23 protein-coding genes are annotated in these 24503 nt (G+C 74.5%); 4 read left to right on the forward strand and 19 right to left on the reverse strand.

Going from position 1 to position 24503, the window contains the following annotated elements; genetic code table 11:
- Window positions 1-25: 25 nt before the first annotated feature.
- The gene (locus CNX65_RS19630; protein WP_096495056.1) at window positions 26-2263 is read right to left on the reverse strand and encodes a WD40 repeat domain-containing protein; all 2238 of its coding nucleotides are present in this window, start codon (window positions 2261-2263) and stop codon (window positions 26-28) included.
- A gap of 346 nt (window positions 2264-2609) precedes the next feature.
- On the opposite strand from CNX65_RS19630, the gene CNX65_RS19635 reads away from it, so the two are divergent.
- The gene (locus tag CNX65_RS19635) at window positions 2610-3500 is read left to right on the forward strand and encodes an endo-beta-N-acetylglucosaminidase H (RefSeq protein ID WP_096495057.1); all 891 of its coding nucleotides are present in this window, start codon (window positions 2610-2612) and stop codon (window positions 3498-3500) included.
- A gap of 687 nt (window positions 3501-4187) precedes the next feature.
- On the opposite strand, the gene CNX65_RS19645 is transcribed toward CNX65_RS19635, so the two are convergent.
- The 17 genes from CNX65_RS19645 to CNX65_RS19725 all read right to left on the reverse strand — a co-directional run bounded on the left by CNX65_RS19645 (window position 4188) and on the right by CNX65_RS19725 (window position 20404).
- Window positions 4188-5105, reverse strand: a complete 918-nt coding sequence (locus CNX65_RS19645; protein ID WP_096495059.1) for an aminoglycoside phosphotransferase family protein — start codon at window positions 5103-5105, stop codon at window positions 4188-4190.
- An 89-nt stretch (window positions 5106-5194) separates the two neighbouring features.
- Window positions 5195-5965, reverse strand: a complete 771-nt coding sequence (locus CNX65_RS19650; protein ID WP_096495060.1) for a class I SAM-dependent methyltransferase — start codon at window positions 5963-5965, stop codon at window positions 5195-5197.
- On the reverse strand, window positions 5962-6786 hold the full coding sequence (locus CNX65_RS19655) for an ABC transporter ATP-binding protein (protein WP_096495061.1): 825 nt from the start codon (window positions 6784-6786) through the stop codon (window positions 5962-5964). The genes CNX65_RS19650 and CNX65_RS19655 overlap by 4 nt, the downstream gene beginning before the upstream one ends.
- Entirely contained in the window at window positions 6783-7865 is a 1083-nt protein-coding gene (locus CNX65_RS19660; protein WP_096495062.1) for a FecCD family ABC transporter permease, read from the reverse strand. Before CNX65_RS19660 ends, CNX65_RS19655 begins: the two co-directional genes overlap by 4 nt.
- Entirely contained in the window at window positions 7862-8965 is a 1104-nt protein-coding gene (locus CNX65_RS19665) for an ABC transporter substrate-binding protein (RefSeq protein ID WP_157767733.1), read from the reverse strand. Before CNX65_RS19665 ends, CNX65_RS19660 begins: the two co-directional genes overlap by 4 nt.
- 11 nt (window positions 8966-8976) lie before the next feature.
- The gene (locus CNX65_RS19670) at window positions 8977-10251 is read right to left on the reverse strand and encodes an MFS transporter (protein WP_096495064.1); all 1275 of its coding nucleotides are present in this window, start codon (window positions 10249-10251) and stop codon (window positions 8977-8979) included.
- On the reverse strand, window positions 10248-11546 hold the full coding sequence (locus CNX65_RS19675) for an opine metallophore biosynthesis dehydrogenase (protein ID WP_096495065.1): 1299 nt from the start codon (window positions 11544-11546) through the stop codon (window positions 10248-10250). Before CNX65_RS19675 ends, CNX65_RS19670 begins: the two co-directional genes overlap by 4 nt.
- Window positions 11547-11575: 29 nt before the next feature.
- Window positions 11576-12367: a class I SAM-dependent methyltransferase gene (locus CNX65_RS19680; RefSeq protein WP_096495066.1), complete on the reverse strand. Its 792-nt coding sequence runs from the start codon at window positions 12365-12367 to the stop codon at window positions 11576-11578.
- 83 nt (window positions 12368-12450) lie between these two features.
- A complete protein-coding gene (locus CNX65_RS19685; RefSeq protein ID WP_096495067.1) occupies window positions 12451-13260 on the reverse strand; it encodes a diaminopimelate epimerase in 810 nt (269 codons plus the stop codon).
- A 229-nt stretch (window positions 13261-13489) separates the two neighbouring features.
- The gene (locus CNX65_RS19690) at window positions 13490-13888 is read right to left on the reverse strand and encodes a hypothetical protein (protein ID WP_096495068.1); all 399 of its coding nucleotides are present in this window, start codon (window positions 13886-13888) and stop codon (window positions 13490-13492) included.
- A 198-nt stretch (window positions 13889-14086) separates the two neighbouring features.
- Window positions 14087-15148: a glycoside hydrolase family 43 protein gene (locus CNX65_RS19695; RefSeq protein ID WP_096495069.1), complete on the reverse strand. Its 1062-nt coding sequence runs from the start codon at window positions 15146-15148 to the stop codon at window positions 14087-14089.
- A gap of 108 nt (window positions 15149-15256) precedes the next feature.
- Window positions 15257-16561 (reverse strand): RICIN domain-containing protein, encoded by a 1305-nt coding sequence (locus CNX65_RS36275; RefSeq protein ID WP_198320516.1) that lies wholly within the window; start codon window positions 16559-16561, stop codon window positions 15257-15259.
- A 130-nt stretch (window positions 16562-16691) separates the two neighbouring features.
- Entirely contained in the window at window positions 16692-17564 is an 873-nt protein-coding gene (locus tag CNX65_RS19705) for a DMT family protein (RefSeq protein ID WP_157767734.1), read from the reverse strand.
- Between the two features lie 607 nt (window positions 17565-18171).
- Complete coding sequence (locus tag CNX65_RS19710) at window positions 18172-18792, reverse strand: dihydrofolate reductase family protein (protein ID WP_096495071.1); 621 nt, start codon at window positions 18790-18792, stop codon at window positions 18172-18174.
- Window positions 18792-19370 (reverse strand): SRPBCC family protein, encoded by a 579-nt coding sequence (locus tag CNX65_RS19715; protein ID WP_096495072.1) that lies wholly within the window; start codon window positions 19368-19370, stop codon window positions 18792-18794. The genes CNX65_RS19710 and CNX65_RS19715 overlap by 1 nt, the downstream gene beginning before the upstream one ends.
- Before the next feature lie 3 nt (window positions 19371-19373).
- Complete coding sequence (locus CNX65_RS19720; RefSeq protein ID WP_096495073.1) at window positions 19374-19715, reverse strand: ArsR/SmtB family transcription factor; 342 nt, start codon at window positions 19713-19715, stop codon at window positions 19374-19376.
- 89 nt (window positions 19716-19804) lie between these two features.
- Window positions 19805-20404, reverse strand: coding sequence for a helix-turn-helix domain-containing protein (locus CNX65_RS19725; protein ID WP_232519916.1), 600 nt, complete (start codon window positions 20402-20404; stop codon window positions 19805-19807).
- Between the two features lie 97 nt (window positions 20405-20501).
- Here CNX65_RS19725 and CNX65_RS37915 point away from each other — a divergent pair, with 97 nt between their 5' ends.
- The 3 genes from CNX65_RS37915 (at window position 20502) to CNX65_RS19745 (ending at window position 23509) form a co-directional block, all read left to right on the forward strand.
- A complete protein-coding gene (locus CNX65_RS37915) occupies window positions 20502-21704 on the forward strand; it encodes an MFS transporter (protein ID WP_096495074.1) in 1203 nt (400 codons plus the stop codon).
- A gap of 309 nt (window positions 21705-22013) precedes the next feature.
- On the forward strand, window positions 22014-22901 hold the full coding sequence (locus CNX65_RS19740) for an aldo/keto reductase (protein WP_096497881.1): 888 nt from the start codon (window positions 22014-22016) through the stop codon (window positions 22899-22901).
- Window positions 22902-23170: 269 nt separating this feature from the next.
- Entirely contained in the window at window positions 23171-23509 is a 339-nt protein-coding gene (locus CNX65_RS19745; protein WP_157767735.1) for an STAS domain-containing protein, read from the forward strand.
- A gap of 74 nt (window positions 23510-23583) precedes the next feature.
- Here the strand turns inward: CNX65_RS19745 and CNX65_RS37190 are convergent, their stop codons facing one another.
- On the reverse strand, window positions 23584-24336 hold the full coding sequence (locus tag CNX65_RS37190; RefSeq protein ID WP_157767736.1) for a helix-turn-helix transcriptional regulator: 753 nt from the start codon (window positions 24334-24336) through the stop codon (window positions 23584-23586).
- Window positions 24337-24503 lie beyond the last annotated feature (167 nt).

Here is a 24503-nt window from a genome sequence, read left to right on the forward strand (position 1 = left end):
GCCTCGGGATCGGCATCGGTTCTGGTCAACCGATCGTGGTCAGGACCAGGCAGAGGAGGGTGTCGGTCTCGTCCCGGATCTCGTAGCCGGTGACGTTGGTGCCGCTCACCGGGAGGACGAAGGCGTTCGCTCCCGTTTCCGCGTCCAGGAGCAGCTCCGCCCAGTTGTGCCTGCGCAGGTGCGGGCCCCGTGCGCGGATGTCCTCGCGGGCTCGGGCGATCAGGGCGGGGAGGTCGGTGCTGCGGCCTGCGGTCAGGGACGCTTCCTCCTCCCACAGGACCGCGTGGTCCTCGATGAGGTGGATGTCGCCGTAGTCCTCCACGTCCCAGTCCGCCTCGGCGATCCGGGCGGGCTCGGCGAGCGGGATCACCACCAGGTCGACGGTGTGGCGGAAGCTGTCCGGGTCCCAGGGGTCCTCGGGCCTGGCGGTGGTTCCCAGGTGCACTGGGTGCCGCCCTGCGGGGAGGTGGTGGGTGAAGCCGCCGTCGGTCAGGTCCGGGGTTTCCCAGATGACGTGGCCGCCGCCGACGACCAGCTCGCCCGCGTGGTCGAACCACGTGGGCGCGGTGGTGCGGCCGAACTTCCCGGCGAGGTCGTGCAGCAGGGCTCTCACGGCCTCTCCGGCCTCGGGGGTCGTGCGGTCCGCGGGCCACACCGTGACGCGGGCGTCGGGTGAACCGGTGGCGATCACCAGGCCGTCCGCGTCGCCGCGGGCGGTCATCCCCCGGACCGGGGCGGCTGAGATCGGTTCGCCGAGGGGGAGGCCGGTCTCGGCGTCCCAGGTCAGCACGGTGCCCAGGGGGTCCGCGGTGACGAGGACCGGGCGGCCCCGGACGTGGGTCGCGACGACCGAGGTGATCGAGTGGGTGGCGGCGTGGCCCTGGGATCGGTCGCCGACGGGGGCGCCGGTGCGCGCGTCCCAGCGGCGCAGGGCGCCGTTCTCGTCGCCGCAGGCGATCAGGACGCGGCCGTCGGCGAGGGTGGTGGTGGCTGCCGGGCCCCAGATTCCGCCGTCGCCGGTGATCGGGGCGCCGACCTGCCTGCCGGTCGCGGCGTCCCAGCGGCGCACGGTGCGGTCGTGGGAGGTGCTGACGAGGATCACGCGGCCGTCGATCTCGGTGGTGTCCAACGAGGTCAGGTTGCTGGTGTGGCCGGTCAGCTCGGACAGGGAACCGCCGGTCGCGGCGTCCCAGAGGCGGATGGCGCCTGCCTGGTCGCCGGTGGCGATCGTGGTGCGGTTGTCGAGCGTGAACGCGCGGGCGCAGGTGATGGTCGCGGTGTGGCCGCGCAGCTCGGACATCAGGGCGCCGGTCCGGGCGTCCCACAGGCGCACCACGCGCTCCTGCCCGCCGCTGACGATCAGCGGGCCGTGGCAGGCGATCGCCCACGCCTGTCGCGCGTCGCTGACGAGCGCGGGTCCCGCCGAGCGGCCGGTGGTCAGGTCCCAGCGGCGGACCGTGGTGTCACCGGTGGTGACCAGGAGCACCCGACCGTCGGGCAGTTTGGTCGTGGCCAGCTGCTGCACGTGCGTGGAGTGGCCGCTCAGCTCGCCGGTCAGGGCTCCGGTGCGGAGGTCCTGGCGGTGCAGGGTTCCGTCGTCCGCGCCGCTGAACAGGGTCTGGCCGATCGCCGCCAGGGCGCGCACCGGGGCGGGGTGGCCGGTCAGCGTGGTCGTGGCGGGGGTGTCGGTCGGGGTGTCCCAGCGCAGCACGTCGCCGGTGCGGCAGCCTGCCACCAGCGCGGCTCGGCCGTTCACCCGGACCGGCAGGAGTGACAGGACCGGGGCGGGGTGGCCGGTCAGCTCCCCGGTGGGGAGGCCGGTCGTGGCGTCCCAGCGGCGCACGGCGCCGTCGTCGCAGGCGCTGAACACCGTCGTCCCGATCGCCGCCAGGGCGCGCACCGGGGCGGTGTGGGCGGGCAGGGGCTCGCCCAGCGGTTGGCCCGTCAGCGCGTCCCAGCGGCACAGGGCGCCGTCGGCGAAGCCGCCCACCAGCAGCACGCGGTCCGGCGTGCGGACCGCGACCAGGGAGCACACCGAGGCGTCGCGCCCCGGCAGGGGGGCGCCCGCGGGTTCGCCGGTCCGGGTGTCCCAGCGGCGCACCTCGCCGTCGTCGGAGCCGCTGAACACCACCGGGCCCACCACCGCCAGCGAGCGCACCCAGCCGGTGCGGGCCTCCCCCGGCAGCCGCTGCCCGGTGCGGGCGTCCCACCGCGCCAGGCGGCCGTCCTGGAAGCCGCCGAACAGCACGGACCGCTCGGCCACGGCCAGGGACCACAGCCAGCCATCGGCGCGGAGCGGGTCGTCGAGCGCCTCCAGGGTGTCCGGGTTCCAGCGGCGCGCGCCGCCGTCACCGGACGCGGTGACCAGGACCTCGCCGCCGTCCGCCGCGGGAAGCGCGGCCAGGGCGGTGATCGGGCCCCGGTGCGGGTGGCGATCACCAGTGGGGCGGGTGCGGGGGTGCTGGGCATGGGGATCGGTCTACCACGGGGGTACGACAGAGCCGGGGCGGACAACTCACCGGACAGACGTGCCGTCCGCCGTGGACGGCGGGAGTTCGGCGCTGGTTCGCTGGACGCCCCTGCCAACCCCGCGTGATGGGAGTTGATCGATGGTGTTCGGAGCCAGGCGGATCGGCGCGGTCGTGGCGGCGGTCCTGCTGTTGAGCGGTGGGACCGCGGCCTCGGCGGGCGAGTCGGCGAAGGCCGGGCCGGTGTCCGTGGCGTACGTCGAGGTGAACAACCACAGCATGGCGAACGTCGGCGAGTACGAGCTGGTCGGGGGCGGGAACGTCTTCGACATCGGGGTGATCTTCGCGGCGAACATCAACTACGACACCGCGACGAAGTCGGCCTACCTGCACTTCAACCCGAACGTGCAGCGGGTGCTGGACAGCGCCGCCACCGAGATCCGGCCCCTGCAGGCCAAGGGGATCAAGGTGACGCTGTCGGTCCTGGGGAACCACCAGGGGGCCGGGTTCGCGAACTTCCCGAGCGCGCAGGCGGCCGGGGCGTTCGCGCGGCAGCTGGCCGACGCCGTGGAGAGGTACGGGCTGGACGGGATCGACTTCGACGACGAGTACGCGGAGTACGGGAGGAACGGGACGGGGCAGCCGAACGCGAGCTCGTTCGTGCACCTGGTGACGGCGCTGCGGGCGGCGATGCCCGCGGACAAGCTGATCACGCTCTACAACATCGGGCCTGCGGCGTCGCGGCTGTCGTACGGCGGGGTGGATGTGACGTCGGCGTTCGACTACGCGTGGAACCCGTACTACGGGACGTGGAGCGTGCCGCGGATGGCGTTGCCGAAGTCGGCGCTCTCGCCTGCGGCGGTGCAGATCGGGGCCACGTCGACCACGACCGCGGCGAACTTCGCGCGGCGGACGGTGAGCGAGGGGTACGGGGTGTACCTGACGTACGACCTCGGTGGTGGGGACGCGCACGCGTACATCTCGGCGTTCACCAGGGAGTTGTACGGCTCGGAGGCCCGGTACACCGGGTAGCGGGGTGGCGAGGGGCAGCCCGGTGGGAGGGCGGGCGGTCCCCGCGCTGGTCGAGCTCCGGAACTGCGCTCGTGCGGTGGACGAGGACGACGACCTGCCGGTGGAGGTCTGGCGGGAGCGGATCTTGGGCGAAGTGGGCGGCGCGGACCGGGTGGGCACCCGGTCCGGCGACTGCGGTCGCGAGTTGGCGTGCGGTGCTGACCGGGCCGGCGAACTCCGCCAGGCCCGCGGGGGTCTCCACGAGCGGCGGGGTGCGGTGCGGGAGCGGCGGGCCAGGTCCTCGCCCAGGTGTTCCGCGGTGAAGAGCACCATCGCGCCCTCGACGGCCGAGAGGTCGCCCCAGCGCTGCACCTGCCCCGAGCGGCCCCAGAGGACGTCGCCCGGTTGCAAGGGGTAACCGGTGACGTCGCCCCAGTGGCGCGCTTCACCGGCCCGGACGAACAGCAGCAGGTCGAACTCGGGGCGCTGCGCGTGCCGCCACTCGTCGGGGCCTGCGCGTCGCCGTAGTTCCGCGAAGGAGAGGACCTCGACACCGCTGGTCGCCGTGCCCGCCCGGTAGTGGACCTGCCGGATCGCCGGGCGGGGGTGCGGGGCTCACGGTTCGTCGCTTTCGCTCACGCGGCGCAGGATGCCTGCACGGGGCGCCCTCGCAGGCCGACCCCGTGGTGGGCGTTCCGCGGCACAGCGTCAGGCAGGCCCGCCTCGCGTCACGGCGCGGGCCACGGCGAGCTGGGGTGGGGCGAGGGTGGTTCTGCCGTCCTCCACGTCCCACAGGCAGTTCTGGAGGACTCGGCCCAGGGTCCACGCCGCCGCGCGGGGGCGGTCCAGGTCGAGGGTTTCGGTGAGCAGGTCGAAGCGCCTGCGCACGACGCGCTCCAGGGCGCCGGTGGCCTGCACCGCGTCCCAGTTGCTGTCCAGGGCGGGCCAGAGGTCGAAACCGGGGTCGCCCGCCAGGGGGACGGGGTCGATCGCCAGCCAGGGCTGCCGCTCGCCTGCCAGCACGTTGCCGAAGTGCAGGTCCCAGTGCAGCAGGCGGTCTCCCGGCTCGTCGAGCAGTTCGGACACCGCTGACGCCCAGGACAGGAGCAGGCGCTGCTCGGTCGGGTCGGGGAGGGAGGTCGCGGTGGTTCGGGTCCGGGCGACCATCTCGGTCGCGATGTCGCGCAGGGTCGGGAGGGCGCCGGGGGCGGGCACGGAGGTCAGCTGGTGCAGGAGGGCGGCGATCACGCGCATGGCCTCGTCGTCGTCCTCGACGGTCGCGAGCGTGCGCGTGCGGTCCAAGCGCTCCAGGAGCACCGTGGTGGTCGTCGGGTCGTGCTCCAGCAGGCGGACCGCTCCGCGGCCGGACCACAGGCGCAGGGCGGTGAGGGCCGCCTCGGGCTCCGGGCCCGGCGGTTGCAGGCGCAGCACGGCTCGGGTTCCGTCCGCGCGGCGCACGGGGAGGGCCAGTGCGGCTCGGCCTGAGCGGGGTGGGCCCTCCGGGGTCAGGGCCCAGCGGGTCAGGAGGTCGTCCACCAGGGCGGGCAGGGTGGCCAGCCAGGAGCGGGCGGCCTCACCGGCTCGGAGGTGGGTGGTGACCAGGTGGGTGGGGACGCGCAGGTCCACGGGGGTTCCTCGGCGGGGGTCGGCGGCGGAGGTGGTGCTCGGGCGGAGCAGGCGCCGGGCCGGGGCGCGCCCCGGCCCGGCGCCCCGGCTCAGCGCAGGCCCACGACGATCCGCTCCTGCAGGTCCTGCCACACCACGCCCGCCTCGGCGAACCCGGCGTCGAGCAGGGCGGCCTCGTGGAAGCGGTGCGAGGCGCCGGTCCAGTCGCGGGCGCCCTCCGGCCACAGGGCCGCGCGGCGGGCCAGCGCGTCCGCCAGCGACGGTTCGGCCTGCACCGCCTCCCACCACCGCTCCCACGACTCCGCTCCCCCGGCCAGCGCCCGCTCGCGCCGTGCCAGGGCGATCGCGTCGCCCGCCTCGCGCAGCCTGCTGCCCGGCGGGTGCGGCAGGTAGTCGGCGTTGAGCAGCACGCCGTCCGGGCGCAGCAGCCGCAGGGCGCGGCGGTAGGTGGCGGTCAGCACGGCCGGGTCCAGCCAGTGCAGGGCCGTGCTGGACAGGACCGCGTCGAAGGAGCCCGCGTCCTCGCCCAGGGCATCGGGCCAGTCCGGGTCGCGCAGGTCGGCCCGCACCCAGCGCAGGCGGCCGTCCACGTCGCCGAGCGCGCCCTCGCCGATCGCCAGGAGCACCGGGTCGACGTCGACGGCCACCGCGCGCGCCTTCGGCAGCAGCCCCAGCAGCCTGCCGCTGATCGCGCCGGGACCGCAGGCCAGGTCGAGCACCACGAGGTCCTCGGCGGGCCTGAGGTGGGTGAGGACCTCGAACATCACCTCGTACACGCGGTCGCGGTCGGCGATGTAGGCGGTCTGCTGCACGTCCCAGCGGGCGAGCAGGTCGGTCAGCGGGGTGGGCTGGTCGGTCACGCGGGGTTCCTCTCTGCGGTTCGGTCCGGGTCGGGCAGCCGGGAGAACCCGAGGTGCGCCTGCCCGGTGTCGGGGTCGACCCACCGGCAGGCGCGGACCCCGAAGACCTCGGCGACCAGCTCCGCGGTGAGCACCCGCGCGGGTGGCCCGTCGGCGACGACCCGGCCCCGGTGCAGCACGTGCACGCGGTCGCAGTACGCCACGGCCAGCGCCAGGTCGTGCATGACGGTGAGCGTGGTGGTGCCGAGCGCGCGCACCAGGTCGAGCAGCTCCAGCTGGTAGCGGATGTCCAGGTGGTTGGTGGGCTCGTCGAGCACGAGCAGCCTCGGCTGCTGCGCCAGCGCCCGCGCCAGCAGCACCCGCTGCTTCTCCCCGCCGGAGAGGGTGTCGAAGTCGCGCCCGGCCAGGTGCGCGACACCGGTCCTGGCGACCGCCTCGGCGCAGATCCGGCGGTCGTCGGCGGTGTCGCGGTCCAGCGGGCCCTTGTGCGGGTTGCGGCCCATCGCGACCACGTCGGCGACCGTGAGCACGAAGTCGCTGCCGCTCTCCTGCACCACCACGGCGGTGCGCCGCGCGGACTCGCGGGCGGTGAGCCCCCACACGTCGGCCCCGTCGACCCGCACCGCCCCCGCCGCCGGGCGCAGCGCCCGGTAGACCGCGCGCAGCAGCGTGGACTTGCCGCTGCCGTTGGGCCCGACGACGCCGACCACCTCCCCCGCGCCCACGGTCAGGCTCGCCCCGGCCACCACCGGGCTCCCGCCCAGCTCCACCGAGACCCCGTCGACCACGACCCTCGGCGGCCCGCTCCCGTTCGCGCTCACCCGAACCTCGCCTCCCGCCCGGCCTCGCGCTGCCGCAGCAGCCAGATGAAGAACGGCACCCCGAACACCGAGGTGACGATGGACAGCGGCAGGTCGCTCGGCGCGAGCACGGTGCGGGCGGCCAGGTCCATCAGCACCAGGAACACCGCCCCGGTGAGCGCGGCAACCGGCAGCAGCGCGCGGTGCTCCGAGCCGACCACCATCCGGCACAGGTGCGGCACGATCAGCCCGACGAACGCCACCGCCCCGCTGACCGCGACGACGACCCCGACCACCAGCGAGGTCACCACGAGCATCCGCACCCGGAACCGGGCGACGTCCAGGCCGAGGGAGACCGCCGTCTCCTCCCCGGCGAGCAGCGAGTTCAGCGACCGGGCCTGGGTGAGCAGGTAGAGCACGCCCGCGACCACGCACGCGGCGGGCGCGCCCAGGTCGCCCCACTCGGTGGAGCCGAGGCTGCCGAACAGCCAGACCAGCACGCCCTGCACGTCGTAGGGGCTGGCGTGCAGCAGCAGGAGGCCGTAGAGGGCCTGGAACAGGTAGGCCAGCGACACCCCGGCCAGGATCAGCCGGAACGGGGTGACCCGGCCCGCGCGCTGGGCCAGCAGGTAGACCAGCAGGGTGGCGGCGAGCGCGCCCGCGAACGCCGCCGAGGACAGCCCGAGCCCGGCGACGGCGGAGGAGCCGACCACCAGCACCAGCACGGCCCCGAAGGACGCGCCGGAGGAGACGCCGAGCAGGTACGGGTCGGCCAGCGGGTTGCGCACCACGGCCTGGAGCACGACCCCGACCGAGGCAAGCCCCGCGCCGACCACGGCGCCCAGCAGCGCCCTGGGGAGGCGGAACTGCCACACGATGTGGTCGTTCACCGGGTCGGCGGGGTGGAACAGGTCGGCGGAGAGGTGGTGCAGCACGACCTGCGCGGTCTCCCGCAGCGGGACGCGCACCGGGCCCAGCGAGGTCGCCAGCAGGACGCTGAGCACGAGCGCGCCGCCCAGGCCCAGCAGCACCGCCGCGAGCCGGGTGCGGCGCGGGGCCGCCTCGGGCGCGCGGGTGCTCTCGGGGGCGGAGGTGGTCATCGCTCCCCCGTGACGCCGGTGGGCGGGGCGCCGGTGGGCGGGGCGTCCGCGAACGCGTCCGGGTGCAGGGTGCGGGCCAGGTCCTCCACGACGTCCGCGAAGCGCCAGCCCGGCGTGTTCGCGGTGTCGTAGGTCAGCGCGACGCGCCTGTCCCTGCTGGCCCTCAGCTGCGGGAACGTGCGGTAGAGGTAGTCGGTCTTGGCGGCGAGGTCCTCGTCGGCGTTGGGACTGGCGCCGATGAGGAAGACAGCCGGGTCGGTGGCGGCCACGCGCTCCTGGGAGACGTCCAGGAACCCCCGGCGCCCGCCCCCGGTGTCGCCGAAGACGTTCACCCCGCCCGCGAGCGCGATCACCTCGTTGACGAAGGCGTCGCGGGTGCCGGTCATGATCGGGCCCTCGCCGCCGTAGTAGTAGAACACCGGCACCGGCTCACGGCCGGCGACGCGGCGCTGCACCTCGGCGACGCGGGCCTTCATCGAGTCGACCACCTCGGCGGCCCGCTGCTCGACGTCGAAGATCGCGCCGAGGTCGGTGAGCGCGCGGTAGGTGAACTCGGTGCGGACCGGGGTGTCCTCGGGGCACACCAGGGCGTAGACCCGCGCGCCGATGGCCTGGAGGTCGTCGACCGTGGCCAGTCCGGGGGCGAGCTGGTCGGGGCCGCCGTACTCGGAGTTGACGTAGGCGAGGAGGAAGTCGGGGCGCAGCCCGAACATCTGCTCCTTGCCCACCGGGACGTAGCTGTCCGGGGACTCGTCCGGGACGCGGTCGAAGTCCGCCGCCTGGTCCGGCAGCGGGGTGTCCACCGGCTTGATCTGGGCGATGGCCCGCTCCCCAAGGCCCAGGCCGAAGAAGACCTCGGCGGCGGACTGGAAGCCGAGGTAGACGCGGCTGGGCGCGCGGTCGAAGGTGACCTCGCGACCGCAGTTCCGCACGGTCACCGGGTAGTGGCCGGACGGGTCGGGTCGGGCCGCGGCTCCGCCGTCCCCGGCGCCGGTCGCGCACCCGGCGAGCAGGGCGGACAGCGAGAGCAGGGCGACCGCGAGCGGTCTGCTGCGGGCGCGCCAGGGGTGAACCACCGCGCTGCGGCCTGTCGTGGACAAGCTCCACCACCTCATCTCGGGCTCGGGTCCCGGCCTGCGGCCGGGGTTCGGGGGGCGGCGCGGACGGTCGCGGCCGCGGCGACGCAGAGCGCGGTGAACAGGCCGAACACCGCGGCGGCCCCCGGATAACCGCCCGCGGCGAGGCCCGCGCCACCGGCCGCCGCGCCCAGGAACAGGCCGAGGCTCATGCCGGAGGCGTTGACGCCCAGCGCGGTCCCGCGCAGGTCGCCGCCCCGGCGCACCAGCAGCGTCACCACCGAGGCCACGCCCACCGCGTGGCTGGCCGACAGCACGGCCGTGCACACCAGGGCGAGCGGCAGCGCGGGCGCCAGGTACACGCCGAGCAGCGACAGCAGCGCGAGCGGCAGGAACACGTGCAGCGCGCGGCGGGCCCGCAGGTCGGAGCCGGTGGTGTTGACCAGGCGGCCGGTGATCAGGTTGCCGAGGAAGAACGAGGCGCCGCTGAGCGTCCACACCAGCGCGAACAGGCCGGGCGCCAGGCCGAACCGGTCGGCGTAGAACGGGGCCAGGTAGGCGAGGTGGCCCTGGAAGGCGGCGGCCTGGCCGAACGAGACCAGCAGGAGCGCGCGGGCGCCCGGCACGGCGGCCAGGCCCCGGAACGCCGCGAGGTAGCCGTGCCGCGCGGCCGGGACGTGCCGCTCGCGGCCGTGCCGGAGCAGCACGGGCGTGAGCGCGACGGCGAGGACCGCGATCGCGACCAGGTCGCCGCGCCAGCCCCACCACAGCGCGGGCAGCGCGACCAGCGGGGCGACGAGCGTGGCGGCCAGGGTCTTGGTCGCGGTGACCAGGGTGGCGGCGCGGGCGGCGGACGGGCCTTCGCCGAACCGGTCGGCCGCCGCCGTGGTGAGCGCCGGGTAGAGCACCGCGTTCGACACGCCGATCAGCAGGCAGAACGCGGCCAGCGCGGGCAGTTCGGCGACCGTGCCGACCAGGGAGGCTGCGGCGAGCAGCAGCAGGCCCCAGGCGGCGACCCGGCCGGGCGGCACCCGGCCGATCAGCGGGGCGGCGGCCACGCCGACCAGGACCGCGCCGACCCCGCCGAGGCCGCGCAGCGCGCCGACGGTGGCGTCGCCCTCGCCCGCCGCGTCGGCGATGGGCACCAGGAACGTGCTGTAGACGGTGAAGGGCAGCAGGCCCAGCACCGAGGCCACCAGGGCGGGCAGCACGGCGGCGGCGATGCGCCGGTCGCGCTCGGGGCGCTCCTCGGCCGTCCGCTCACCGGGGGCCGCGCTGTCCGGGGACGCGCTGCCGGAGGACGCGCTCACCGGGTCCGCCCCAGCTCGGCGCGGATGACGTCGAGGTCCTCGGGGAAGTCGCGCACGGTGAAGGCGTCCGTCAGCGGCTCGCCCGCACGGAGCCCGGCGGCGCGGGTGAGGGCGTCCTCGTAGCGGGCGAGGAGCTTGTCGATCGTCGGGCAGGGCACCCCCAGGCTCCGGGCGACGCCCTGGACGACCTTGGTGCGGTAGTAGTCCTCCTTCGGCATCCTGGGCACCTCCCAGCGGCCCTCGGCGTCGCGGAAGACGCGGCGGATCGGGATGGCGGAGAAGTCGAAGTAGCGGCCGTCGGCGTCGGGCTCGGAGAACGGGTCGACCAGCAGCGAGGCGTAGCGGACGTACACGAGGTAGTCCTGGTGCACCGGCGGCAGCTCCTCGAACCGCTCGACGTCCCGGCGCGAGATGCTCTCCGGCCGCACCGGGTAGCTGTCGTCGACCATGAACCGCAGCAGGTTGACGCCGTCGACACCCAGCCGCGCGACGAGGGCGGTGATCTCCTTCCACTGGTTGACGATGTCGTTGACCAGCGCGGGCGAGACCGGGCCCTCGGGGATGAGCTTGTAGACGTACTTGACCGGCGAGGTCTCGAAGAACACCGCGTTCAGGGCGAGCTCGTTCATGAACAGCGCCGGGTGCACGTAGAGGGAGATGTTCCTGGTCTCGGCCTCCAGGGGGCCGGAGACGGCCACCGGGTCCACGCCGAGGCCGCGGTGCAGCTCGCGCAGCAGCTCCAGGTTGGGCGTGGCGCCCCGGTCGGAGCCGAGGTAGAGGCGCTTCTTGACGCCCGCGGTGAGGACGTGGGGTGACGGGGTCCCGTCGGACCAGCGGGTGTCGCCGAGGTAGCTGGAGAGGCTGATCACCTCGGCGTCCGCGCCCAGGGCGCGCAGCCGCCCGCGCACCAGGGCGTGCGAGCCGAACGTGGGTGAGACGAGGACGACGCAGCCGAGGCCGCGCAGCACCTCGGGGTCGACCTGGTCGAGCACCGGGGTGTAGGCGTCGGCGGTCACCGCGAGCACGAGCGCCCCCCACCGGCCGGCGACCGCCCCGTAGCCCTGGAACACCTCGGCCACCTGGTGCTCGCCCGCCGCCGCCCGGTGCCGCTCGTCCTGCACGTCGACGCGGACGGTGCGGCCCGCGCGCTCCAGCCCGGCGAAGAACGCGGCCGAGCGGGCGGAGCGCCTGCCCGCGACGCCCACCGCGCTGCCCCGCCCGGTCCCGAGCAGCACGGCCAGCTGCGCGGTGGTCGGCCCGGTCCCGGCGATCAGGACCCGTTGGAAGTCGTCCATCCCTGTTCCGATCTGCGCTCTGGGCGCGGTCACGCCTTGGTGTAGAGGGCGACGTCGAAGATGTGCTCGGGTCGCAGGACCGAGCCGGAGCGCACCCACCTGCGGGGGTCGACGGGCCTGGTCGGGTAGTTGAAGAGGGACTTGAGGCGGTCCCCGTAGCGCATGGCCACGACGACGTCGGGGCGCGTGGTGGCGTGGAGGGCGTCGAGCAGGTCGTACTTCACCGAAACCGTGGAGCTGAAGATGACGTGCGTGGCCTCGGCGGTGAAGGGCAGCTCCGGGAGCGGGGTGGGCTCCAGGGTGATGTCCAGGCCGTCGCCGAGCGCCCGCACGACCCGGCGGCCGAGTTCGACGGCCTCGGGGTCGATGTCGACGCCGACGACGCGGGCGCCGGTGAGGCGGGCGACGCGCAGCGGGGTCATGGGGAACGAGCCGGAGCCGACGAGCAGGACGCGCGAGTCGGCGGTGAGGTGGAACGCGCCGAACTCGTCCGCGATGCAGGACTCGACGTTGTCGAAGTAGCCCGCCCTGGCGGTGCGGCCGTCGAGCAGGTCCAGGGCGCGGTGCTTCTCCATGATCGCGGCGCAGCGGGCGGACGAGGCGCGCAGCTCGTCCACCAGGGGCGCGAACCACGGCGGGTCGGCGTGGGCGAGCGCGTCCCAGGCGGCGTGGTGGCGCGGGTCGGTGACGAACGCGGAGTAGTCGCCGACGACGCGCTCCACGTCGGGGGCGTGGCGGGTGGTGCCGTCGTAGCTCGCGGCGGCCCGCCGCAGGGCGGTCAGGTGCTCGTCGAGCAGCGGTCGGAGTTCTGCGGTGCCCATGCTCCTCCTGTCCCGGTGGTGCGCTGTCCCGGTGGTGCGCTGTCCCGGTGGTGCGCTGTCCCGGTGGTGCGCGGTTCGCGCGGCTAGAGGTAGGCCCTCCCCTCGGCGACGACCCGGACGGTGCCCTGCACGCGGACGCCGGTGAGCGCGCCCCGCGCGTGGTCGGCGGCGACGGTCATCACGCCGCCGGGCTGGCGCACGCGCGTGGTGACGGAAGTCCGGCCCTCCCAGGCCAGGTAGGCGGCCAGCGCCGCCGCACCCGACCCGCAGCCGCGCTCCCAGACGGCGCTGCCCAGCAGGGGGACGTGGACCAGCGGGGTGAGGTGGCCGGAGCGCGGTTCGTAGAGCATGACGCCGATCAGCGAGGCGTCCCCGCGCTCGCCGAGCCGGGCGGCGAGGCGCTGGGCCCACGCCCTGAGCGCCGGGTCGGGCCTGCCGGTCTCCACGACCACGTGCAGCGAGTCGTCGTAGCGCACGAGCGCCACCCCGTCCGCGCCGCGCTCCACGGACTCCGGGAGCGGCATGGCGAGCTCGCAGGTGTACTCGCGGGCGTGCCGCAGGACGCGGCAGCGGACCAGGTCCCGCGCGCCGGAGGCCTCCAGGACGACGTCGACGGGGTGGCCGCCCGCCAGCTCGTCGGGGGGTGCGGCGAGCGCGGCGAGGGCCATGCAGGCGTTGCCGCAGAACTCGCCGCCCGCCATGCGCAGGCTGATGTCGGCGTCGGGTGATCCGGGCTTGCGCACGAACCCGACCTGCTCGGCGTGCAGGTGCTCGTAGGCCATGAGCCGCAGGGCGATGTCCCGGTGCTCCTCCTCGGGGTGCTCGGTGCGCACCAGGAGGGTCATGTTCTGGGTCGGGTCCAGCTTCACGAAGTCGATCTCGTGGCTGATCAAGGCGGGCCTCCCGGTGACCGGGCCAGGTCGTGTCCCACCGAACCCTCCTGAGTCCCGCCGCCGACCAGGGGCGACAGCGCATCGTGAGCAACTCGTCACGCTAGGGGGTCGGACGCTGGAACGAGGGAGTTCCCCGGCCGCAACAAGTGTGACGCGCGCCACAGTCAGCTCGCGACGACGGCCGCCACCCCCGGCGTGGGAGCGGCGGCCGTCGTGGACCCGCGGCGGACTAGCAGTACTGCTGGGTCGGCTGGTCGTGGAAGGTCACGCCGGTGACGGTGAACGGCCGGGTGAAGTAGCGCCAGACCGGGCCGAAGCAGCTCTCGTACCGGCGGATGGTGCCGTCGTCGAGCTTCTCCTCGTACGACACGTGCGCGTAGCGACCGGTGTTGTTGTAGAGCCGGAACGCCACCGCCTCACCGCTCCAGTCGCCGGTCGTGCGAATGGTCGGGACGGCGTCGGAGGGCTCGCCGGGGATCACGAAGACGGACCAGGTGCAGAAGTCGGCGACGCCGCAGTTCGGCGGCAGCGGAGCCGGGATCGGGTCGGCGGACGCGGCGGGGGAGAAAACGGCGAGACTGGCGGAAACGGCGAGCAGGGCGCTGAGCGCGCGGAACCTCGACCGCATTCAATTCCTCCTCAACAGGGAATAACGACTTCGCGGAAGTTAGCAGCGCCCGGCGGTCCGCACAAGATTTGGCCACCTGTCGATTCCGTGAGCAAAACCCCTATCTTTCCGCGTTTCCGGAGAACCGGTATTCCCGGCCCTCCGGCCGACAGCACCCGCGTTTTCTTCGGGTTTCCGCCCGGCGCGCCCGTCCCCAGGTCACGAGTCGCCGGACGGACCGGTGATCGTGGTCCCGGTCGCCACCGGGGCGCCGAGGTTGGGCGAGCCGTCCGAGTGCCAGCCGATCTTCTGCGCGCGCGTGGTGCGGGTGGTGCCGCAGCCCTGGCCCGCGGAGGAGTTCGCGTGGTAGACGACCCAGGTCTCGCTCTCGTCGGGCGACCTGACGAACGAGGCGTGGCCGGGGCCGTAGACGCCCGCCGCGTCGTTGCGCTGGAAGATCGGCGTGGACTTCTTCACCCACGAGCTCGGCGACATCGGGTCGCCGCCGGTCCAGGTCAGCATCCCGAGCTTGTAGTCGGGCGTCTGGCAGGAGCTGGCCGAGTAGGTCAGGAACGTCTTCCCCGCGTTGTACACCGCGTACGGGCCCTCGTTGACCGCCCCGCCCTGCCGCTCCCACGACAGCGTCGGCGAGGAGATCCGGACCCCGTTGCGGGAGACCTGCGCCGGGGTGGACATCGGGGCGATGAACAGGCTCTGCTCCCCGCCCCGGAACGCCGAGTAGACGAAGTGGTTGGCGTAGCCGTTGAAGCGGACCACGCTGCCGTCGATCGCCCACCCGGCGTCGGGCTCCAGGTTGAGGATGCCCCGGTAGGTGTAGGGGCCCAGCGGGTCCGCGCCGCTGCTCTCCAGCACGCCGGTGCGGCGCTGGCCCTGGCCGGGGGTCGCGTCGGCGGAGAAGTACAGGTACCACCGGTTGTTGATCCACTGGAGGTCCGGCGCCCACATCGTGCAGCAGCCGGGGCCGGGGGCGAGGGTGAACACCGTCTGCTCCGCCGCGGTCTTGAGCCCCGCCATGGTGGAGGACTTGCGCATGACGATCTTCGACGACCAGGTCGTGGCCACGTAGAACCAGTTGCCGCCGCTGTGGACGATCGACGGGTCGGCGCTGTTGGGCGCGCCGACCAGGGGGTTGGTGAAGGACGGGCCGGGCGCCGCGACCGCCTGCGGGGCGGTCGCGGCGGCCAGCGCGGACGCGAGGACGGCCGCCGCGGCGAGGGCGGTCAGCCGCCGCGCCGCCCGCAGCTTGCTTGGCACCGACATCGGGGTTCCTCTCCTGGAACGGCTGCTGCAACGGGGTGTCGGCGGCGGTGTCGGCGGCGGGGGTCGTGGGAACGGGAGTGGCGGGACCGGGGGTGGCGGGACCGGGGGTCAGGCCTGGGCGCGGCTCCACTGCTGGTTCGCGCCGCCGCCGCAGGTGAGCTGCTGGACGTCGGCGCCGTCCTGGAGCCCGGAGCCGACGACGTCGAGGCACTTGCCGCTGTGCCGCGCGACGATCCGGAAGTGGCTGCCGACGGCCTGCCACTGCCACTGCTGGTTCGCGCCCGAGCCGCAGGTGTACTGGATGACGTTGGCCCCGTCGGCCGTGGAGGCGCCCGCCACGTCAAGGCACTTGCCGCTGCCCCGGTTGACGATCCGGGAGTAGCCGTCGCCCGCGTCCCGGAACTCCCACCTCTGGTTGTCGCCGCCGTTCCAGGCCCACTGCTTGACCTCGGCGTTGTCGGCGGTGGAGGCGGAGACCACGTCCAGGGAACGGCCGCTGTTGCGGTTGTCCACCCGGTGGGCGGTGGTCGGGGCGGGCAGGTCGGCCACCGCCAGCACGGTGCCGTGGCGGCAGCCGGGGCAGGCGACCTGGCTCAGCCCGGACCAGGAGTCGAGGTCGGCGCTGGTGGCGGTCCACATGCCGCCGTTGGTGTACTTGTCGACCCAGATCCGCCAGGACCCGTCGGCCATCCGCAGCACGGCGGGCCCCTCGTAGCCCGAGGTCCACAGCTGGCCGCGCAGGGCCCACCCGCTGGTGAGGCCGGCGCTGGTCCAGTGCTCGATGTGCTTGGTGGTCTCGTTCTTGGTGAACGCGTGGTAGGTGCTGCCCGACTTCACCACGTACGTGTCGATGTGGTTCGCCCCGAGCCCGCCCATCTGCACCGGGGCGCTCCAGGAGGTCAGCGCGGCGTTCTGGGCGGTGAAGACGTAGGGGCGGAAGCAGTTCGAGCAGGTGGTCTGGTCGATGCTCACGATGACCCGGACGACGCCGTTCTCGACGTAGAACTCGGGCGCCCAGGTGAACCGGGTGTTCGCGACGCCGGAGTCGACGCCGGCGACGTGCGTCCAGGTGAGCAGGTCGGGGCTGGAGGCGATGTTGAAGTGCGTGGAGCCCGTGGTCCAGGACTGCACGGTGTGGGCGACGTAGTAGAGCCCGTTGTGCCGGATGACGCTCGGGTCGCGCAGCACGCCGGAGGGACCCCGGTAGTTCGTGTCGGCGAGGGCGCTGAAGCTGGTGCCGTTGGTGGAGGAGTAGACCCACAGCTCCTGGTCGGCGGCGCCGTCGCCCTTGAAGGTGGTGTAGAGGTATCCGGCGGCGGCCTGCGCGGGTGACGCGGCGACCACGGCGGTGGCGGCGGCGGTGAGCAGCGCCAGGCAGAGCCGGGCTAAGCGGTGCGGGAGCTTGTTGGTCACGCGGGGCCTCCTGAGCAGCGGAGCACGGGAACCGTGCTGGGCGCGCTGGTGGTGACCGGGCCCCGCGCCGGATCTTGTGACGCGGGTCACCACCTCTCGTGTGAACGCTAACACCTCCGCGACCGGCCGATCAAGGGCCGGTGCCGACCGCGGCCTGCTCCCCCTCGGTGCGCGAGTCGGTGGCGGGCGCGCGTTCCGGGACCGGGGACAGCAGGTGGACGCCACCGGCGACGGCCAGCGCGGCGAGCAGCGCCAGCACCACGTCACCCGGCTCGCCGCCCACCCGCTCGCCGAGCAGCACCACGCCGACGACGGCCGCCGTCAGCGGGTTCACGGTGGTGTTGACCGACAGCGGCGCGCCGAGGCCGTAGCGGTAGGAGCGCTGGGTGAGCAGCACGGCCACGACGACCAGCACGAGCGCGGCGGGCACGACCGGCGCGGTGTCGGCGTGCAGCAGCGCGCCCGCGCCGCCCTCGGCGACGAGCAGCACCGCGGTCTGCAGGAGCGCGGCCAGGACGCCGAACGCGATCCCGCCCGCTGCCGCGAGCCGCAGGCCGCCCGCGTTCCCGCGCCCGAGCAGCACGAGCACCGCAGCCGTCACCGCGAGCAGCCCGACCAGGTCGCCGCCGGACAGCACGCGCGCGCCCGACCCGGTCCCCACGACCAGCAGCACCGCGACCAGGCCGACGCCCACCAGCGCGGACCCGCCCCACTCGGCCCGCCCGACGGCCTCGCGCCGGGAGAGCGCGCCCAGCAGCACGGCGAACGCCACGGTCAGCACCCCGAACGACTGCACCAGCACCAGCGGCCCGAACAGCAGCGCCGCGACGTGCAGCACGCCCCCGACCCCGTTCAGGGCGAGCGCCCACCACCACGCGGGCGTGCGCGCCAACACTTGTCCGGGCAGGTGGGCGAGCCGCTGCTGGCGCACCGCGCCGACCGCGTAGGCGAACGCGGAGGCCACGCTCAACCCGATGCCCGTTGCCGTGCCGGTGAGGTCCACATCGGACAGCGTAAGGGGGAGGTGGTGAACAGGGCGTCATGCGGGGCAAGGGTTTTGGGGTTCGGCGGCGGCGCGGTACGGCCGGATCCGGTCAGCGGGCGGTGATCCGTGCCGCGAGTCGGGCGCACTCCAACTCGCGGAGGGCGCGGCCTGGGTGGTCACGCGCACGTCGGCCGAACTGGACGCCGTCGACACCGCCGTCGAGGGGCAGCACCCGGCCGCGCTCAACGCGCTCCCCGGCAGGAGGACGCGGTGACGCGCTCGCCCGGCAGGGGGACGCGGTGACGCGCTCGCCCGGCAGGGGGACGCGGCGGCACACGGCGCGGCAGCACACAGCGCGGTGGTACGTGGACCGTCTCCGGTGACAGCTCCCGTCGGGATGTGGCAGGACAGCAACGGAATCGCCGGTGGAGCGGCAACGGAACTCCTGGTGGAGCGGATGCTTGGCCGCTGACGCACCGCTGCCGCCAGGGAGAGCGGGCAGCCAGGCGACCGAGGTTCCTCGTGCTCGACGACGCATCCCAGCGACCGTCGAGCACGAGGCAGAGTCCCACCTACCGTCGAGCACGAGGCAGAGTCCCGTCGCCATCGTGTGCGAGGCAGGCCCCTACCGCCGCCTGACGGCGTAGGTCAGGTGGGTCACCCCCTCGCCGGGCTCGGCGCGGATCTGCTCCAGGGCCACCCTGGACGCGTCCACGCCCTCGAACAGGCGGATGCCCGCGCCGAACAGCACCGGGGACAGGGCGACGGTGAACTCGTCCACCAGTCCGGCGTTCAGGTGGCGCAGGATCGTCTCGCCGCCGCCCGCCACGCGCACGTCCCGGTCGCCCGCAGCCTCCCGCGCCTGGGCCAGCGCGGACTCGACGCCGTCGTTCACGAAGTGGAACGTCGTCCCGCCCTGACGCTCCCAGGGGGCGCGGCGCTCGTGGGTCACGACGAACACCGGGACGTGGAACGGCGGGTCGTCGGGCCAGGCGTGCTCGCCCGCGTCGAACATGCGCTTGCCCATCACGCTCGCGCCGGTGCGCTCGAACGTCGCCCGGACGATCTCGTTGTCGCGGCCCTCCGCGCCGCCGGAGCCCAGCTTGAGGTTCTCCCGGAAGAAGCGCTGCCGGAAGGCCCAGCCCTGGAGCTCCATCCACTGCCGCCCCATGAGCTCCTCGGGGCTCTCGGGGGCGATGAAGCCGTCCAGCGACATCGACACGCTGAAGAACACCGTGCCCGCCATCAGCCCCGCTCCCCCGCGCCGTCGGCGAGGTGCGCAGCGCCGGCGAGGTGCGCGGCGCCAGCCGCCAGCGGAACCCCGGCCGCGGGAACGCCACCGGTGGCGCGCGCAGCCCCGGCAGCCCCCGCACCCCCGGTGACGTACGCGGCCAGGTTGCCGAGGGTCTGCCGTCCGCCCTCGACGGCGTGGTACTTCTCCACCGCCTCGTCGCGCGCCTCCCGCGTGGGGAACACCGTGCGCAGCTCGACGCGCGTCCCCGCCCCCTCCGGCTCGAACGTCAGCACCGTCTCGAACGCGTTCGGGTCGTCGCGGAACTCCCCGTGCCGCAACGTGATCCGCTCCGGCGGGGCGATCCCGGTCCAGGTGATCCACTCCTGGTAGTCCGTCCCGTCCGGCCCGCGCATCACGAAGTCCCACTCCCCGCCGACGCGGAACTCGAACGCGCGCGTCGTCGTGGTGAACCCGTCCGGCCCCCACCACCGCGCCAGGTGCCGCACCTCCGTGAACGCCTCGAACACCAGCTCCCTGGGCGCGTCGACCACCCTGGAGACCACGACCTCGCGGTCGGTGACCGTTTCCACCCGCTACTCCCCCCGCCTCTCCTGCTCCAGTTCCCGCAGGTACCCGTCGAGCCGGTCGAAGCTCTCGCTCCAGAACCGCTCGAACCCGCCCGACCACTCGTGCACCGACCGCAACCCCCGCGCGTCCAGGCAGTACAGGCGCTGCTTGCCCGCCTTGCGATCGCGCACCAGCCCCACCTCCCGGAGCACGCGCAGGTGCTTGGACGCGCGCGGCTGGGTCATCCCGAGCCGGTCGGCCAGCTCGGTCACCGGCCACTCGCGCGACCGCAGCAGCCCCAGGATCTCCCGGCGCTGCGGTTCGGCGATCGCGTTGAAGACGTCCGAGGTGGTCGCTGCTCGTGCCATGGGCAAATCATATGCCCATATCGGCACGCGTCAAGGCGGAGTGCGCGGAGATCCACCGGAAGAGTGGTCAGACCTCGGAAAACCGCAGCTCAGGCGCGAGGTGACGTGGGCGGCGGCGTCGAACCGCGGGGCACGGTCGGCACCCACAGGAAGTCCACGACCTCACCCCCCGCGCCGAACGTGTACCCCCCGGCGCTCGCCAGCCGGGCCGACCCGCCCTCCGCCACGCGCAGCAGCTCGACCTCGCCCCGCCGGACCACCAGCTCGCCCCGCAGCACGTGCGCCATCGAGTCCGGCGTCCCCGGCGTCCCGCCCACGCCGCCGTACCGGTCGTCGCCGAGCAGCCGCCACTTCCACAGCTCGATCGACGCCTCCGCCGTCTCCACCGCGTTCACCAGGTACGCCCAGCTCCCGCCCGGCGTGGACCACACCTCGACGCCCTCGGGCAGCGGGTCGCCCAGCACGCCCGCCAGCGCGGAGAACGTCGTGCCCAGCGCGGACGCCACGCGGTCCACCGTGGACAGGCTCGGGTTCGCCTGCCCCAGCTCGATCTGGGTGAGCATCCGCCTGCTGACGCCGCTCAGCTCGGCGAGGCGCACCACGCTCAGCCCGGCGGCCTTGCGCAGCGCGCGGATGCGGTCGCCCAGGAGGACGACGACCTCCGGCCGGATCTGGTCGACCACGCGCACCCCGCTCCCCAAATGAGCACTATAGTGCTCACCATTCCCGGTCGACCCCACGCCGACCACCCCACCGCACGCGCACGTGAAGGCAAGAGGCCCCCGCATGACCGCCACGCAGTCGATCCCCCCACCAGCGCGCACGTCGCCGCCGAGGCGGGACATCGTACGGTGGCAGCTCGGCTCCGCGACCTCCGGCGTTCCCCAGGCCGCCGCCCCGATCGCCTTCGGCCTGCTGGCGCTGCCGCTCACCGGCACGGCCGAGTCCGGGGCCGCGCTCGTCTTCGCCACGACCACGGCCCAGGTGCTCGGCTCGGTCCCCCTCTCCCGGTTGGGCGCGCGGTTCTCCCCGGTGCGCTACCTGCGCGCCCTGGTCGCCGTCCGCACCGCCGCCTTCGCCGCCGCCACGGGCCTGGGCGCGGTGGGCGCCCCGTTCGCCGCGCTGGTCGCCGCCGTCGTCGTGGCGGGCGCGGTCAGCGGGACGGCGCACGGCTACCAGCGGCTCCTGCTGAACCACCTGGTCTCCCCCGGCGGGCTGCCCAGGGCGCTGGGCGTGGCCGCCACGCTGAACGAGGTCACCTTCGCGCTGTCCCCCGTGCTCGCGTCGCTGATCGGCTCGGCGTCGCCGGTGTGGGCGATGGCGGTGATCACCGTGCTCGGGCTGGGCCCGGCCGTGCTCACGCCCCGCGTCCCGGACGTGCGCGCGGCCCCGGACGCGGCCCCGGTCGGCGGCGGGCTGCCGCGCGAGGCGCTGGTGTGGTTGTGCTGCGCGGCGGCGGGCAGCGGCGCGGTGGCGGCGGTGGAGGTCGGCGCGGTGTCGTTCGCGCTCGCCTTCGACCTCGGTCCGGGGTGGGCGTTCCTGTTCGCCTCGGTGCTGTGCGCGGGCTCGGTCCTGGGCGGGATCAGGGTGAGCGTGCGCAACCGCGTCCCCGGCGTCGGCGCGGTCGCGGGCTACCTGGCCGCCAGCACAGCGGGGGCCTGCGCGACGCTGGCGGGCGGGAACCTCGCGGTGACCCTGGCGGGCGCGGCGGTGCTGGGGTTCTTCCTGCCGCTGCTGGGCACGTTCTACTCGCTGGCGCTGGACGCGCTCGCGCCGCCGCACCGCAAGGCCGAGGTGTTCGCGCTGCAGCGGGTGGCGGGCGCGGTCGGGGTGATCTCGGTCAGCGGGCTGCTGGCCCTGCTGGGACTGCGGGCCGCGCTGATCGGCGGCGCGACCATGCTGCTGGCCGCCACCTGCCTGGTCGCGCTGCGCGCCGCCCGGCCCCGGTTCCGCCCGCTCGGGACGGGACCGGGACCTCTCGGCGACTAGGGCGCGGGCTCGCCCGAGGGCGGTGGGAGCCGCACGCCGAGGCGGGCCGGAGTCCGGTGTGCCGTCGGCGTTCCGGGTGAACCCCTGCGCCCGCGTCGACCGGTTCGCGCCGCAGCCGCCGGACGCGCTCTCGTCGGCGTGGTGGGCGATCCGGTCCGCCGCGCCGTCCGGGGACGTGGAGACCCCGGTGCGTCCGGGGCGCGGCGCGCGCACGACACCCCTGCCGCCCGGCTATTCCCGGATCGCGCCCGCGAGAGGGGGTGAACCGCACCCTGTCGAGGCGGGTGGGGCGCTCCTAGCGTGGTCGGCATGGAGACCATCAAGCTCAACAACGGCGTCGAGATGCCCGCCCTCGGACTCGGGGTCTTCCAGTCCGCGCCCGAGGAGACCACCGGAGCGGTCGCGGCGGCGCTGGAGGTCGGTTACCGGCACGTGGACACGGCGGCGGTCTACGGCAACGAGCGCGAGGTCGGGCGGGCGCTGCGGGAGTCCGGGCTGGCGCGGTCGGAGTACTTCGTCGAGACCAAGGTGTGGATCAACGACTACGGGCGGGGCGCGACGCGGCACGCGTTCGGCAAGAGCGCGGGCAAGCTCGGGCTCGACGTGATCGACCTGCTGATCCTGCACCAGCCGTTCCCGCACCGGTTCGACCTGACCGTCGAGGCGTACCGGGACCTGGAGGGGCTGCTCGCGGACGGGTCGGTGCGAGCGATCGGGGTCAGCAACTTCGCGCCCGAGCACCTGGAGCGGCTCGCCGCCGAGACCGGGGTGGTCCCCGCGGTGAACCAGGTGGAGCTGCACCCGTACTTCGCCCAGCCCGACGTGCAGGCCGCCGACGCGGAGCGCGGGATCGTGACGCAGGCGTGGTCGCCGATCGGCGGGATCACGTTCTACCCCGGCTGGGGCGGGCAGGACCGGGTGAACGTGATGGAGGACCCGGTGCTCACCGCGATCGCCGCCGAGCACGGGCGCACGCCCGCGCAGGTGATGCTGCGCTGGCACCTGCAGCGCGGGCGGTCGGTCATCCCGAAGTCGGTGAGGCCGCACCGGATCGCGGAGAACTTCGACGTCTTCGGGTTCGCGCTGTCCGAGGCCGAGCTGGCCGCGGTGGACGGGCTCGACCGGGGCGTGCGCGGCGGTCCGGACCCGGCGGGGTTCACGCTGGAGGAGTGGGGCTCGGAGATCCCCGAGGCGTAGCCGGACGGGGCGGGGCCGGACGGGACGGGGCTGGACGGTCCTCGCATCCGGGCGCGCCCACCGGGAGCGCGGCCCCGTCCACCGCCGGGGGCCGGGCGCGGCCCACGGGGTTCGGCGGCGCGGAGAGTGCCCCGGCGCGACCCGCGCCGAACTGTGGCGCATATTACCCCTGAATGGAGCAGGGCTCGGAGCTCGTCCTCGCTGGTCAACGCGGGCTCGACCCGGGAGCCTCGGATGTTCGGATGAGCAGCGTTCGACGAGGAGGTCGGATGTCCGCCCAGGATGAGCAACCCGTGATCGTGCACGCCAGCGGGGACGTGGACGCGGTCAGCGCCCCCGGTTTCGAGCGTCAGCTGCGCACAGCGTTCACCGAGGCCGCCGACAAGGGCGGGCCGGTGGTGGTGGACCTGACCGAGGTGCGGTTCTTCGCCTCGGTGGGCATGTCGCTGCTGGTGGAGCACCACCGCCTCGGCGCGAGGCAGGGCACGCCGCTGCGCGTGGTCGCCCCGGCCAGGGCGATGGTGCGCGCCATGCGGGCGACGACCCTCGACCAGCTCCTCGACCTCTACCCGACCGTCCAGGAGGCGGTGGTCCCGGAGTCGCTGTGAGCACGCCGGTCGCGGTCGCGCGGACTCCCCCTCCGCGCGACCGCGGCCACCCCCGGCCTGCCCGGCGGTCCTGGTCAGCCCAGCAGCCCGAGCTCCTGCGCGCGCAGCACGGTCGCGAGCCGGTCGGTCGTGCCGAGCTTGCGGTAGAGGTGCTGGAGGTGCCGGTGCACCGTGCGCGGCGAGATGTCGAGCCTGCGGGCGATCGCGTCCGCCGTCAGGCCCTCCGCGAGCACCACCAGGACGGTCCGCTCGCGCTGGGTCAGCCGGTGCCCGTCGACGGGCAGCCGCACGACCGTGGCCAGCGACTCGCGCTCGGCCGCCACGAGCAGCGCGGCCAGCGCGGGCGGGCACGAGCGCGGCTCGTGGGCGAGGACCACCAGCAGCGGTGAGCCAGGCCCGCGGCGCACCAGGTGCTCCAGCAGCGCCAGCGAGGGCCGGTCGGCCAGGTGCACGTCGTCGAGCAGCAGCACCAGTCCCGGCAGCGCGCCGAGGACCGCGTCGACGGCGCGGCGCAGCTCGTCCTCGGTCATGCCGAGCGCGCGCGGCGCCCGCAGCAGCCCGCGCAGCAGCAGGACCACGTCGCGCTCGCGGCCGTGCGCGGAGACCGAGCCGAACGCGTCCTGGAACAGCCCGTACGCGCCCCCGCGCGCCCGTCCCCTGGCCACCAGCGCCCCCCGCGCCGAGGCCAGCGCGGCGAACTCGTCCAGCAGCCGGGTCCGCGAGGCCCCGCTCACCTCCGGGACGCCGAGCAGCCTGACCCCGGACCGGTCGGACAGCAGCCGCTCGAAGCGGTCGGCGCGCGGTCGGGCCTGCAAGGTCGATGTCATCTCCCACTTCCCCCCGTGCGTGGTACTCCCCAGTCACCACTAGTGCATGAGCGGAGCGGTCACGGCCAAATACACCGGCCGCCGGAAAACCGCCCGAATGCGGGATGCCCGCTCGACCGCGCCGCGACGGCGGGCGGGGCGCCGTTCGGCGGAGGGTGGAGGGCGGG

The organism is Actinosynnema pretiosum, assembly GCF_002354875.1.
In the GTDB taxonomy this organism is placed as follows: Bacteria; Actinomycetota; Actinomycetes; order Mycobacteriales; family Pseudonocardiaceae; genus Actinosynnema; species Actinosynnema auranticum.